General features: G+C 31.5%; 14 protein-coding genes and 1 pseudogene. 3 read left to right on the plus strand and 12 right to left on the minus strand.

Annotated features, from left to right (window positions below; all coding sequences use genetic code 11):
• Positions 1–129 precede the first annotated feature (129 nt).
• The gene (locus KQI38_RS13160; protein WP_216560104.1) at positions 130–1,701 is read left to right on the plus strand and encodes a hypothetical protein; all 1,572 of its coding nucleotides are present in this window, start codon (positions 130–132) and stop codon (positions 1,699–1,701) included.
• Between the two features lie 2 nt (positions 1,702–1,703).
• Positions 1,704–2,540: a beta/alpha barrel domain-containing protein gene (locus KQI38_RS13165; RefSeq protein WP_216560106.1), complete on the plus strand. Its 837-nt coding sequence runs from the start codon at positions 1,704–1,706 to the stop codon at positions 2,538–2,540.
• Between the two features lie 124 nt (positions 2,541–2,664).
• Here the strand turns inward: KQI38_RS13165 and KQI38_RS13170 are convergent, their stop codons facing one another.
• On the minus strand, positions 2,665–3,387 hold the full coding sequence (locus tag KQI38_RS13170) for a GntR family transcriptional regulator (protein WP_216560108.1): 723 nt from the start codon (positions 3,385–3,387) through the stop codon (positions 2,665–2,667).
• Between the two features lie 347 nt (positions 3,388–3,734).
• Here KQI38_RS13170 and mnmA point away from each other — a divergent pair, with 347 nt between their 5' ends.
• Positions 3,735–4,862: a tRNA 2-thiouridine(34) synthase MnmA gene (mnmA, locus tag KQI38_RS13175; protein ID WP_216560110.1), complete on the plus strand. Its 1,128-nt coding sequence runs from the start codon at positions 3,735–3,737 to the stop codon at positions 4,860–4,862.
• A gap of 100 nt (positions 4,863–4,962) precedes the next feature.
• On the opposite strand, the gene KQI38_RS22005 is transcribed toward mnmA, so the two are convergent.
• The 11 genes and pseudogenes from KQI38_RS22005 to KQI38_RS13220 all read right to left on the minus strand — a co-directional run bounded on the left by KQI38_RS22005 (position 4,963) and on the right by KQI38_RS13220 (position 12,324).
• A complete protein-coding gene (locus KQI38_RS22005) occupies positions 4,963–5,409 on the minus strand; it encodes an MOSC domain-containing protein (protein ID WP_246565840.1) in 447 nt (148 codons plus the stop codon).
• Between the two features lie 6 nt (positions 5,410–5,415).
• Positions 5,416–5,724 (minus strand): annotated as a pseudogene (moaC, locus tag KQI38_RS22010) (cyclic pyranopterin monophosphate synthase MoaC); the annotation flags it as partial.
• Positions 5,725–5,727: 3 nt separating this feature from the next.
• Complete coding sequence (locus KQI38_RS22650) at positions 5,728–5,865, minus strand: hypothetical protein (RefSeq protein WP_338114471.1); 138 nt, start codon at positions 5,863–5,865, stop codon at positions 5,728–5,730.
• Positions 5,866–5,867: 2 nt separating this feature from the next.
• Entirely contained in the window at positions 5,868–6,824 is a 957-nt protein-coding gene (gene moaA, locus KQI38_RS13185) for a GTP 3',8-cyclase MoaA (RefSeq protein ID WP_216560102.1), read from the minus strand.
• Positions 6,825–6,992: 168 nt separating this feature from the next.
• Positions 6,993–7,715, minus strand: coding sequence for a twin-arginine translocase subunit TatC (gene tatC, locus KQI38_RS13190; protein WP_216560112.1), 723 nt, complete (start codon positions 7,713–7,715; stop codon positions 6,993–6,995).
• 54 nt (positions 7,716–7,769) lie between these two features.
• The gene (locus tag KQI38_RS13195; protein ID WP_094902966.1) at positions 7,770–7,958 is read right to left on the minus strand and encodes a twin-arginine translocase TatA/TatE family subunit; all 189 of its coding nucleotides are present in this window, start codon (positions 7,956–7,958) and stop codon (positions 7,770–7,772) included.
• Between the two features lie 24 nt (positions 7,959–7,982).
• Positions 7,983–8,474 carry a molybdopterin-guanine dinucleotide biosynthesis protein B gene (mobB, locus tag KQI38_RS13200; protein ID WP_216560113.1) on the minus strand — a complete coding sequence of 164 codons (492 nt, stop codon included), beginning with the start codon at positions 8,472–8,474 and terminating at the stop codon, positions 7,983–7,985.
• A complete protein-coding gene (locus KQI38_RS13205) occupies positions 8,474–9,706 on the minus strand; it encodes a molybdopterin molybdotransferase MoeA (RefSeq protein ID WP_216560114.1) in 1,233 nt (410 codons plus the stop codon). The genes mobB and KQI38_RS13205 overlap by 1 nt, the downstream gene beginning before the upstream one ends.
• Positions 9,707–9,717: 11 nt before the next feature.
• Complete coding sequence (locus KQI38_RS13210) at positions 9,718–10,740, minus strand: molybdopterin-binding protein (RefSeq protein WP_216560116.1); 1,023 nt, start codon at positions 10,738–10,740, stop codon at positions 9,718–9,720.
• A gap of 255 nt (positions 10,741–10,995) precedes the next feature.
• Positions 10,996–11,571 (minus strand): 4Fe-4S dicluster domain-containing protein, encoded by a 576-nt coding sequence (locus KQI38_RS13215; protein WP_216560117.1) that lies wholly within the window; start codon positions 11,569–11,571, stop codon positions 10,996–10,998.
• 18 nt (positions 11,572–11,589) lie between these two features.
• A complete protein-coding gene (locus tag KQI38_RS13220) occupies positions 11,590–12,324 on the minus strand; it encodes a TorD/DmsD family molecular chaperone (RefSeq protein ID WP_216560119.1) in 735 nt (244 codons plus the stop codon).
• Positions 12,325–12,334 lie beyond the last annotated feature (10 nt).

Raw genomic sequence — 12,334 nt, forward strand, 5'->3', positions numbered from 1 at the left:
ATTAAAATTTACCAATACAATAATATTATGGCAATCAACACTTTATATTAATATTGTTAAAAACTATTGAATTGTACGTACATTTGTATTATTATAGATGTACGTACAACCATAGGAGGAGGGAATATTATGAAAAAAATTGCCATTCTAGGCAGTAGTGGAGGAAATCTTTATAACCTAGGAGGAAAAGAACCTCTCAAACTACTTGGCGAAATTGAAACACAATGTAAATCAGCAGGTATTGAAGTAGAAGAGATTCAATTTATTGGAGCTAAGGCTTCAATGGATAATGTAAGCAAAGATACCCCCACTAAGCTATACACTTGGGATTCTATCCAAAATAAAATAGCTTTCTCTGAGGAAAAATCTCTTTCAGAAATTAACACTATATCTGAAGAAAAAGATATAACTATAGCTGAAAAGATTAATGACGGGAAAATAGATGGTTTAATTTTAATGAGTTCTGATCCAAAGAGTACAAATAAACATTCTATTAAAGCGGCAATAGATAAAAAACTCCCTATAGTAGGCACTGGTGGCACATCTATGGCTACTATACAATCCTTGGGGGGCAATGTAATTGCAACTTCTGGTACTACTGGTACAACTAATAGAACTAGAGCTGTCGCTTCTGTACAAGCATTGAGTAAATATTGGGGGATTAAGTATAAGCCAACTATAGGAGGCTCATCAGGCAGTGATAGTTCTACAGATGATAATATACTCCAAAGGATTAGCTTTAGGGGAATAATGATGTCCGCACTACCTGGATTTATTGCAATGGCATTAGTCCTTGCGTTAAGTAAGGTTCCAGCATTTAGCAGCCTAGAAGATGTATTTAACATTTTAATTCAAGGATTACCTGTCATAGTAGCTGCTATTGCAGCAAAACAGGTATCTGGACTTGATGAAGTTGGAATAGTTGCTGGGGTAGTTGCTGGTATGCTTTCCTCAAAGGGTGGATTAATTGGAGGTTTGATAGGTGGTATCTTAGCTGGTATTCTTGCTATTTATTTAATTAGACTTGCTCTAAGTTGGAATTTCCCTGGAACAACAGCTAATATAGTTTCTGGAGGATTATCTGGTCTAATTGCTGGATTAATAGTTTATTTCTTAATATCACCAATTACTTTAATGTTAGGTGATGGAATAAGATCAGTAATTGAAACTGCAGTAAACTTTAGCCCAATTTTAGCTGGTGGATTAGCTGGGTTATTAATTTGGCCTGCAATAATAGGAGGAGTATATCATGCAGCAATATTACCAATAGTTTTATTAGAAATGGAAACAACTGGGGCAAGCTTTTTAGGAGCTGTGGATATGACAGGTTTAGTAATGGTTTCAGCAGGTATTACTTTAGCAAATATTTTATTTCCGAAACAAAAATCCGAAGCAGCTATTGCAGCACCTGGTTTTTTTATCAATGTGGCATTTGGTACATTTGTTGAAGCCGCATATCCTTTTATGTTTTCAGATAAACTAGTATTTGTAGGTGCGATGATATCGGCAGCATTATCAGGTATATTTGTAGGTATATTTAATGTTCATGGTACAGCTTATGTACCCTCAATTACTGCACCTGCATTATCAGATAATCCATTTGGATTCTTAGTTAGTATGTTAGTAGGATTAGTTTCAGCTTTTATAATAACAGTAATAGCTAATAAGGTTAATAAGTCAAAAATCAATAGGGAGGCATAATAATGTTTACATCAGATATGGAAAGTAAAAGAAGGAGAGCTCTAAATAAGGTATTAGATGCAATAAAATTGCATGGAGGAACTACAATATTAAGCACAGGAATAACTGGAGATGATGCAAGACTTGCAAAAGCAGTAGTCGATGCAGGAGTAAAATTAATAGAACCGAATCATCCGGCAGTAGCTTTGGCAAGAGGCTTTAAAGGTGTTACAAACATGCATGATGCAGAACAAATCCGTCATGAGTTACCAATTATTGAAATGATAAAAGTTACTGAGGGTATAAGAAATGTAGTAGGTCAAGATATATTCATAACTGTGGGGATACCAGGTGGATTCCATGAATTAGTACCAGTAGAAATATCAGACGAGATTTTCATGAACTTATCTAAAGTAGGAGCAGACGGACTTCATATTCATAAGTCTAGTTTGAAAGATCTGGAAGATGTGGTAAATAAAGCTCATAAATATGGTCTGCTTGTAGATGCTTATATTGCACATCCTGATGATCTTCATACTTTCGGATTACCTGCAAGAACCCCTGAAGATGTTGCTAAAGTTGCTAAGGATATGGAAAATATAGGAGTTGACTTCATAGGTCTTATGACTGGTATGAGTTATGAAGGTGCAGATGCAGGTGAAATTCATCCAGTTGTCAAAGAGAGGCTTCATGCTTTAGTAGAATCAGTGAAGGTTCCTACACTTGCAGAGGGTGGGATAAATCTAAATAATTTCAAAGCATTTTCAGATACAGGAGTTAATATTCTAGTAGTAGGTACTGCAATTGACGATGCAGCAAGAAGAGCAACCCAAGACGTAGTTAAAAAATTTATTAAATAATAAGTAATCAAAAAGATAGTATAAATTTATACTATCTTTTTTGATTCCCCATTTTTTAATGAGAACTTGACCTTAAATAAACTTCATAAAAGACTATTCTATGACGCTTTGGTAAAATCCCCTTTTATATTCTTGGCATACTTGCAAAAAACATATATCTTGTCCCTATATAATAACTCTCAACAAAATATAAAGGTTTCTTATTATCAGTATATACAACACATTTCATTTTCAATATTGGAGAACCTTTATTTATCTTTAAATGGTGACTATATTCTTTTGGACATCCTTCAGCTTCCAAGTACATATTTCCATAATCCAATTTCAAATTATAATGTTCTTCATATATTTTGTATAAAGATGTATCACTATTAACTAATTTATCTAAATCTGGACATAATCTCTCAGATACATAAGCTATCTCGTAACACATTGGCTCATTATTAGCTAATCTTAATCTCTCTACTCTATAAACCTTTTCATCATCTAATGTTTCAAGGTAGTCCTTAACTCTATTATTAGGTATCTCAAGACTAAGATTTAATATCTCACTAGATGGAATTAAACCCATATATCTCATCTGTTCTGAAAAGCTCTCCAGAGAAGTAAGTTTATATCTGGATTTATGGCTATTTACGAAGGTTCCTTTTCCTGCTTGCCTATAAACATAGCCTTCTTGGGCTAATCTTTGCAATGATTTTCTAATAGTATCTCTACTTACCTTGTAATCTTCCATAAGCTGATATTCTGGTGGTAACTGCATACCTTCTTCCCATATATTATTATCAATGTTTTCCTTAAATTTATTATATAGCTGTATGTATAGGAAATCTTTTTTCGTTGTCAATATTCACACCCACCTTATCCATTAATAAAATAATCCACTCAGTATTTTAAACATACCAGCGGACTATATAATATCATTATAGCACAGTTTGTCAATAATTGTACTCATCTGTCAACTTTATAGTACACCTTTCCTCCTTATCAAATTAAGGATTTGAATAATATCACACATTATACACTCTCAAAGAGTATCTCCTTATATACTTATTTTTTACTTTAAAGTTAAATATTACAATACAACATGGAAATATCACATTTTTAAAATTATAAATATAAGAAAAACAGAAAATACTATGATATAATACTTATATGAAAGTGTAATAAGATTTGTTTAAAAAGGAGAAAGCTATGGGAAAAAAAGTAATATTAGGTATGAGCGGAGGAGTTGATTCATCTGTTTCTGCATTACTCTTAAAAGAAGCAGGATATGATGTAATTGGACTTTTTATGAAAAATTGGAATGAAAAAGACGAATATGGTGTATGTACAGCAACTGCAGATGCCGATGATGCTAGAGCAGTAGCTGATCAATTAGATATTCCCTTCTATACTATAAACTTTGAAAAAGAGTATTGGGATAGGGTATTTACTTATTTCCTAGATGAATATAAAAAAGGAAGAACACCCAACCCAGATGTTATGTGTAACCAAGAGATAAAATTTAATGCCTTTTTAGATTATGCTTTGAACTTAGAAGGAGATTATATAGCTATGGGACATTATGCCCAAGTAGAAGAAAGAGATGATGGCTATTGCCTTATCAGAGGAAAAGATAATAATAAAGATCAATCTTATTTTTTATCAAGAATAGGGCAAAAGGCCCTTTCTAAGACATTATTCCCTATAGGTCATTTGGAGAAAAAAGAAGTTAGGGAACTAGCAGAAAAACATAATTTATATACTGCTAAAAAGAAAGATTCTACTGGAATTTGTTTTATAGGCGAAAGAGATTTTGATGAATTTCTAGATAAATATCTTCTAGCAAAGGAAGGAGATATTATAGATATAGAAGGAAATAAAGTTGGCAGACACAGTGGACTTATTCATTATACATTAGGGCAACGAAAGGGAATAGGAATTGGGGGAGTAGGTACAGGAGAACCTTGGTTTGTAGCTGGAAAAAATATAAAAGAAAATATACTATATGTAGCTCAAGGAGAAAATAATCCAGCACTTTATTCCACTTCATTAATTGGAGAATTACCTTCTTGGATACTAGAGAAGTCTCCAAGTATGCCATTAAGATGTACAGCTAAGTTTAGATACAGACAATCTGATATACCTGTAACCGTAAATGTACTAGAAAATGGAAAACTCCATATAAAATATGATAATCCTGTAAAAGCAGTAACACCAGGTCAAGCAGCAGTATTATATCAGGATGAAGTATGTCTTGGATCTTGTATCATAGAATCTATCGAACCATTGGATGAAAAATACTTGTATTTAAATAAAACTGTTGAAGAGGACTTATAGTTCCTCTAAATTTAACTATATAATAGTGTCCATATTTTTTATGCTCTTCAGCTAAAAACATGGACACTATTTTTCTCTAGAATTCTTCTAAAAAAACATTTTATAAAACCTCTATTATATCTCCCTCTTTTATGACTCCACCTTTTAGAACCTTAGTAAATATTCCTTCCTTTGGCATTACACATTTGCCAACCTTCTGAGATATTGCACATCCTGTATGACATTCTTTACCTATTTGGGTTACTTCTTGAATCGTCTCTCCTATAATTAGTTTTGTACCTATAGGAAGCTCATAAAGTATTATTCCCTCAGTAGTTATATTTTCTGCAAATACTCCTGGTACTAATCCTTCTATACCTTGATTTTCCATTTTATCAAAACTTTCTATACCTAATAAACTTACTTGTCTATGCCAATTCCCTGAATGTGCATCTTTTTCTAATCCAAAGTTTTCTATAAATAAACCTTCTTTTATCGGTTCTTTTATTACTCCTTTTTTATCTGATATATTTATAGATAATACTTTTCCTCTTATATCTTTATACATATAATCACCTGTCTTTCCACCAGTCTTTTTTATAAGTCTTATATCTTCAATTACCATGTCCTTATCAACTGCTTTACACATATCATATATGGTTAAACACGCAATAGATACTGCTGTTAGTGCTTCCATTTCTACTCCTGTTTTTCCTATGGTTTTTACTTCTGATTCTACCTCTATTGCATTGTCTGTTATATTAAATCTAATGTCTGCTCCTGTTAGAAATATATTATGACACATTGGAATTATATCACTTGTTTTTTTGGCTCCCATTAGTCCACCTATTTGAGCTACAGATAGAACATCACCTTTTTTTATTACTCATTCTCTAATTTTTTCTATGGTTTCTCTATTCATTCTGAATTTTCCTCTTTCTATGGCTTTTCTTCTGGTGTCTTCCTTTTCACCAACTTCTACCATATGAGCTCTGCCATGTTCATTAAAGTGTGTAAATTCCATCTTTATCCCCCTATTTGATTCATATTTCTCTTTATATATTCACCATCTTCTAAATGATGTGATTCTTCTTTTTTATATATAGAATTAAGTATTAGTTTTTTTATATCTTGTCCACTTCTTAAAGCTTCTTTTATATCTATTTCATTATTTGAGTGAAGACATAATTTCAACTGTCCCCTAGATGTTAATCTAACTCTATTACAGTTGGCACAAAACTTACAGGATATTGGATTTATTATACCTACTTTGCCTTTTCCATTAGGTAGTCTATAATATACTGCTGGAGACGATATATCTTCTCTTGGTGTAGGTGTAAGTTCTCTAACCTTCTCTAATATAATATCGTTTGAAATAAATTTTTCTTTAGCCCAATTAGCTGCTTCACCTATTGGCATCAATTCAATAAACCTTAAATCTATTTCATCTTTTTCCGTTAACTTCACTAATGATTCTATTTCATCATCATTAAAACCACCTATAAGGACAGTATTTATCTTTATTGGTGTTAATCCTACGCTCTTTGCTTCTTCTATTCCTTCAAGTACACATTTTAGTTTACCGCCTCTAGTAATTAGATTATATTTATCTTCATCTAATGTATCTAGACTTATATTCACTCTATTTAGTCCTGCTTTCTTTAACTCTTTGGCATATTCTTTTAAAAGTATACCATTTGTAGTCATTGCCAAATCTTTGACTCCTTCTAGCTTTGATACCTTAGATATTAGATCAACTATACCTTTTCTTGTAAGGGGTTCTCCCCCTGTAAATCTTATTTTATTAATACCTAAATCTACAAAAGCCTTTGTTATTTCATATATTTCTTCTAATGTTAGCATTTCTTCATGAGAAAACTTAGAAATTCCCCTCTCTGGCATACAGTATCTACATCTTAGATTACATCTATCTGTTAAGGAAATTCTAAGATAATTTATTTCTCTTCCAAAAGAATCTTTCATAATAATCACCATTTTCTTTAGACTAATATCATTTCAATACAATTATCTATAATAATGTATGTATGAGTAAACTATGTATAAAAAATTTATATAAATGTAAAGGATAGAGATTATTCTATCCTTTATATACTTAATAGTTTATTTAATGATTTCTATAAAAAAATACCTTTAACCATTATTTCTTTGCTTCTTTCTTCTCCCAATCCAAGCTGAAATCCATATACTTAGTTCGTATAAAAAGACCATAGGCAATGCTAACAATACTTGTGATACTACATCTGGTGGTGTCAGTATAGCGGCTATAATAAATATTATTAAAATTACTATCTTTCTATATTTCTTTAATGTATTTGCCGTAACAAGATTTAACTGTGTCAATAATATAATCAATAATGGAAGTTCGAATATAAGACCAAATGAAAACAATAGAGAGGAAATAAAACTCAAATAACTATCAAAGGAAAATAGTGGAGCTATCTGTTCTACTGAAACCTGAGTAAAAAACTCTATAGTTATTGGAATTATTGTAAAATAAGCAAATACAGATCCTACTAAGAAAAATACTATTCCCAAATATAGAGCTAATAATAAGTATCTACGTTCATTTTTTTTAAGTCCTGGTTTTACAAATAGCCATATTTGCATCAAACTGATTGGTGAGGAAATTATTATTCCAACTACTATGGCTATCTTAATATAGGCTATAAATAGTTCAGGAGGACTTAGATAAATGAATTCCAGTTTTTGTGCTGGTTTTACCATGTATTCAATGATGATATCGATGTATTTATAACTTGCGACAGCTCCTAATATTATTGCTATGAAAATTATAATAATTCTTTTTCTTAACTCACTCAAATGCTCTACTAGAGTAAGCTGTTTATCTTCCATAGAGTACCCTCCTAAAGCTGAGTATTTAAAGCACTATGCCTTAAATATACTTTTTTATTCCTTGTCCTTTTTATCTTCTAAGTCTATTTTTACGTCTTCAGATATTTGGTTAGCATGGTTTTTAAATTCTCCTATGGCCTTACCGAAAGCTTTTCCTATTTCCGGAAGTTTGCCCGGTCCGAAAACTACCAATGCAATTCCAAGGATTAATATTAACTCTGTTGCACCTATCTTCCCAAACATATATATTGCCTCCTTTATTCTAAATTATTTCTTCAAGAATTTCTCTTCAATAAGATTAACTATTTCTCTTACTTGTTCAAAGTTAAACTGTGGTATCTGATTTTCCAATGGAAAATCTGTAACTATACCAAATAACTCACTTTCTTTAGAAATAAGATTTGGTGAAATTTTCTTTCTTATTACTTCTAATTTTGGCTTACTCTCTTTCTTATATCCTTCAGTTATGATAATATCAACATTTTGAATTTTACTGATAATGTCATCTAATCTATATTCTTCCTGTACCTTCTCAATCTTTGCTATTTTAACTGGGGAAGATATAACAACTATATCAGATCCTGCTTGTGAATGCTTCCAAGTATCTTTTTCTGGATGGTCTATCTCAAAATCACCTATATGATGTTTTATAGTCGCTACTCTATATCCTCTATTTTTTAATTCTTTTATTATCTTACAAAGAATCGTGGTTTTTCCTGTATTAGATTTACTTCCAATAATTGAAAACACAGGTATCATTATTCTACCTCCGGATAATCTAATATTTCAACCTCTATCTTATCTCCATTTTCAAATGGACCATTACCAGCTCTAATATAGAATAATGAATTGGTACCTGATAAAGATGTTAAAATCCCAGAACTATGCTTATTAGGTAATTTCGTAAAGAATTGCCCATCTTTATAATAAGTTACTGCTCTAACATATCTATTCTGATTGCTTACCTTAGTAAACTCATTTTCTAATGTTGACTCTACCTTTACTAGATTAAGCTTACTCTTTCCCATTAATCTAAGTATAGTTGGTCTCACAAATTTCTCAAAAGTTATACTGGCCGCTGCTGGATTACCCGATAAACCAAATATTAATTTATTTCCATACTTTGCTACTGCAATCGGTGTCCCAGGTTTCATATTCACCTTCCAGAATAGAATCTCTCCTCCTATTTCTTGAAAAGCCTCTTTAACTAAATCTGCATCTCCTACGGAAACTCCTCCTGTGGTTATAACCATATCCGCCCATTCTAAGCTATCTTTTAACTTGTTTTTTATATCTTCTATTTTATCTCTACATATTCCTAATATTACAGGTTGTCCACCTATTCTCTTTATCTGAGCCGCTATTGTATAAGAATTACTATTTCTTATCTTCCCTTCTCTAGGAATCTCATCAATATCGATTAATTCGTCTCCTGTAGCTAAAATAGCTACTTTAGGTTTAGAATATACTTTTACTATACCTCTCCCCAATGTGGCAAATATGCCAATATCGGCTGGCCCAATAAGATGACCTTTTTTAAGAACAATATCTCCTTCTTCTATGTCTTCTCCCATTTTTACAATGTTTGAATTTGGCTTAAGATAATTAAATATTTTAACATCCTTATCAGTAAATTCAGTATCCTCATATTTAATTATAATATCTGCTCCTTCAGGTATTTTAGCCCCTGTCATAATTCTTATAGCCTGCCCATTCTCTATCTTCCTAGAGCTTACATATCCTGCTGGAACATAGTCTATTACTTCTAATACTATAGGATTTTCTTTACTAGCATCTTTTATATTATCTGATTTTAAAGCATATCCATCTAGAGGTGATCTATCAAAAGGAGGCATATTAATATCCGAGATGATGTCCTCTCCTAAAACATATCCCAAACTTTCTACTATAGGTATATCTATCGTATTTATTTTAATATCCTGATTTAGAAGTATTTCCTTTGCTTCTTCTATAGATATATTTACTAACATGTTTTTCCTCCTTAATGTTTTCCAAAGTTACAATCTGGAAAAGTACAAACATTACAGCTTAGACATTGTCCTCCATAACCCATCCTTGTAATATCCTTGCGAATAATTTTTTCACCTGCACAAATTCTAGGCAGCAACAAATCAAATGCTGTGGTATGCGCAAACATTACACATCCTGGAAGCCCCATTACTGGAATATCCTCTAAATAAGCAAGAAGTAACATTGCACCAGGCAAAACTGGAGTTCCATAGGATACTATATTAGCTCCAGTTGCTTTAATTGCTCCAGGTGTTTTATCATCAGGGTCTACTGACATTCCACCTGTAACTATTATAAGTTCTGCTCCCATATTTTTTGATTTAAGGATTTCATCTTTAATTACTTCTAACCCATCTGGAACTATGACTTTATAAAAAATCTCTGAATCAAATGCTTTAACTTTTCTTTCTATAACTGGACCAAATTTATCCTCAATCCTACCTTTATATACCTCAGAACCAGTAATAATTAAAGCAGTCTTTAGTTTCTTAAATGGTTTAACCTCAAATATTGGTCCTTTTTCTCTAAGTATTTTTTCTGCAATATTTATTTTCTCTTTTTCAATAGTTAAAGGGATTACCCTAAATCCTCCTATTAAATGTCCTTCATCAATAAATCTATCTCCATGTATAGTAGCTAATATCATATCTCCTAAATCATTAATTTCATCCAATATTTCTCTATTTATCTTTAATAATCCTCTATACTTAGGCATAATATTAATTTTTCCCTCTTTCGGGTCGGTAAAATAAATACCTTCACCACAGATCAGATTTCCTATTGCTACGGCAGCATCATCTTCATGTAATGTATTTTCATTTATTTCAAAGATATAAATATGCTCTTTTCCTATTCTAAGAAGTCTTTCTATATCAGCTTCCTGTATAATATGTCCTTTTTTAAATGCCACTCCTTTAAACTCTCCCGGCACTATTTCTGTTATATCATGTCCTAATACCATTCCTACTGCCTCTTCTACTCTCACTACTTTCATAATAATCACCTCTAGGATAACTTTATATTGGTATTGCTCTTATTCTTAATCATATATAATTTTAATTTAATAATATTTTTATTATATCATAGTAGGATATTAATTGTCTTTATTTTAAAATCCATTCATTAAATTGCTATCCTAAGATTTTAATATTAATTTCTTCAAATGTTAACGTTGAAAAGGGACTACTTTTGTAGTTCCCCTTCAACCAAATTAATTCTATCTCTTTTATTATTATTGCTATTATTTACATTACTTCCCAAAGTTCTTATATTCTTCTATACCGATATAATATACATTTGGCTCTAATTCTTTTTCAGGAAGTAATACTTCATATTTATTTTCTTTTAATAACTTACTTACTAAGCTATTTGGATCATTTAAATCTCCAAAATATCTGGCTTGTGTAGTACATGTACTAATACATACAGGCAACAATCCATTCTCTAGACGATGAGCACAAAAATCGCATTTATCTACCTTTTTAGCTTCTTGGTCCTTTATACGAGCCCCATATGGACATGCTTCTACACAGGCATAACATCCAATACATTTTTCTTTATCTACAAAAACGATTCCTTCTCCATTTTTACCTGTGGCCGCTACGGGACATGCCTCTATGCAAGGTGTTTTTTCACAATGATTGCATAATTGGGCTACCTTTAGAACATGGACATTAGGATAGGCTCCGACTTCTGTTTCTATAACCCATGAACGATTTTGATCAGTACTAAGTTTATTTTCTATACGGCAAGAAGCAGTGCATGCATGACAAGCAATACATTTACTTACATCTATTACCATTCCCCACTTTATATTTTCACTCAATGTAGTCACCTCCAAAAGTTATCTATTTTTTAAGTCCCAGTCAATATAATTATTCAGTAATTCTGATAGACTTCTGTAAAATGGCTTTGCTTTTTCTATAGAAATCTTATAGTAAGTATTTATAAAGCTTAAAAGATGTTCTTTTAGAAATTGAGTTTGTAAATTATACCATTTAACAGAGTTTTTAATATTGCTTTCACTATCTGACTCTTGCTCCTCATTAAACAACTCTTGTGATTCCATATTGCACAAGAATGCCATGAAAGCTAGTTCGAATCCTAAATGATCCATTTTATTTTGATGCTTTAATTCTTTTATAATGTTCATGTTTTGAGGCTGAAATCCTACTGAATCATAAGCAAGATTCACGTTATAATCAAGTAACACTGTTGAACGATTATATTTCCATCCACCTTTATTTTTTCTTCCTTCACCAGGTGCTAACTTAATAGCACCCCTTATAAAGGATTCATATGGAGGAATATAAGCATTGGCAATTGGTACTAGAAAATGATCATAGTATTCTTGCTCAAGCTCTTCTATATAATCTGGTTCCTTAGTAAGTTTTTCTTTCCTTTGTTTTACTTCGACAATTAACTTTGAAAAATCTATGTCATGAAATATATCTTTTGCATTTGTTAATGCATTCGATACTTGCTCTACATTTTCAATTGTTGGTAACTGCAAATATAAGGAAGCTATTAATTCGTATAGTCCACCTCTATCCATTGCAGATACATTATTATTTGGCATTCAGGTTCCT

The organism is Tissierella carlieri, assembly GCF_018917285.1.
GTDB classification, from domain to species: domain Bacteria; phylum Bacillota; class Clostridia; order Tissierellales; family Tissierellaceae; genus Tissierella; species Tissierella carlieri.

Excerpts from the sequence above, each read along its gene's own strand:
- KQI38_RS13160 (WP_216560104.1), top strand. The coding sequence starts at position 130 with ATGAAAAAAATTGCCATTCTAGGCAGTAGTGGAGGAAATCTTTATAAC.
- KQI38_RS13165 (WP_216560106.1), top strand. The coding sequence starts at position 1,704 with ATGTTTACATCAGATATGGAAAGTAAAAGAAGGAGAGCTCTAAATAAG.
- mnmA (WP_216560110.1), top strand. The coding sequence starts at position 3,735 with ATGGGAAAAAAAGTAATATTAGGTATGAGCGGAGGAGTTGATTCATCT.
- KQI38_RS22005 (WP_246565840.1), bottom strand. The coding sequence starts at position 5,409 with ATGTATAAAGATATAAGAGGAAAAGTATTATCTATAAATATATCAGAT.
- KQI38_RS22650 (WP_338114471.1), bottom strand. The coding sequence starts at position 5,865 with ATGGAATTTACACACTTTAATGAACATGGCAGAGCTCATATGGTAGAA.
- moaA (WP_216560102.1), bottom strand. The coding sequence starts at position 6,824 with ATGAAAGATTCTTTTGGAAGAGAAATAAATTATCTTAGAATTTCCTTA.
- tatC (WP_216560112.1), bottom strand. The coding sequence starts at position 7,715 with ATGGAAGATAAACAGCTTACTCTAGTAGAGCATTTGAGTGAGTTAAGA.
- KQI38_RS13195 (WP_094902966.1), bottom strand. The coding sequence starts at position 7,958 with ATGTTTGGGAAGATAGGTGCAACAGAGTTAATATTAATCCTTGGAATT.
- mobB (WP_216560113.1), bottom strand. The coding sequence starts at position 8,474 with ATGATACCTGTGTTTTCAATTATTGGAAGTAAATCTAATACAGGAAAA.
- KQI38_RS13205 (WP_216560114.1), bottom strand. The coding sequence starts at position 9,706 with ATGTTAGTAAATATATCTATAGAAGAAGCAAAGGAAATACTTCTAAAT.
- KQI38_RS13210 (WP_216560116.1), bottom strand. The coding sequence starts at position 10,740 with ATGAAAGTAGTGAGAGTAGAAGAGGCAGTAGGAATGGTATTAGGACAT.
- KQI38_RS13220 (WP_216560119.1), bottom strand. The coding sequence starts at position 12,324 with ATGCCAAATAATAATGTATCTGCAATGGATAGAGGTGGACTATACGAA.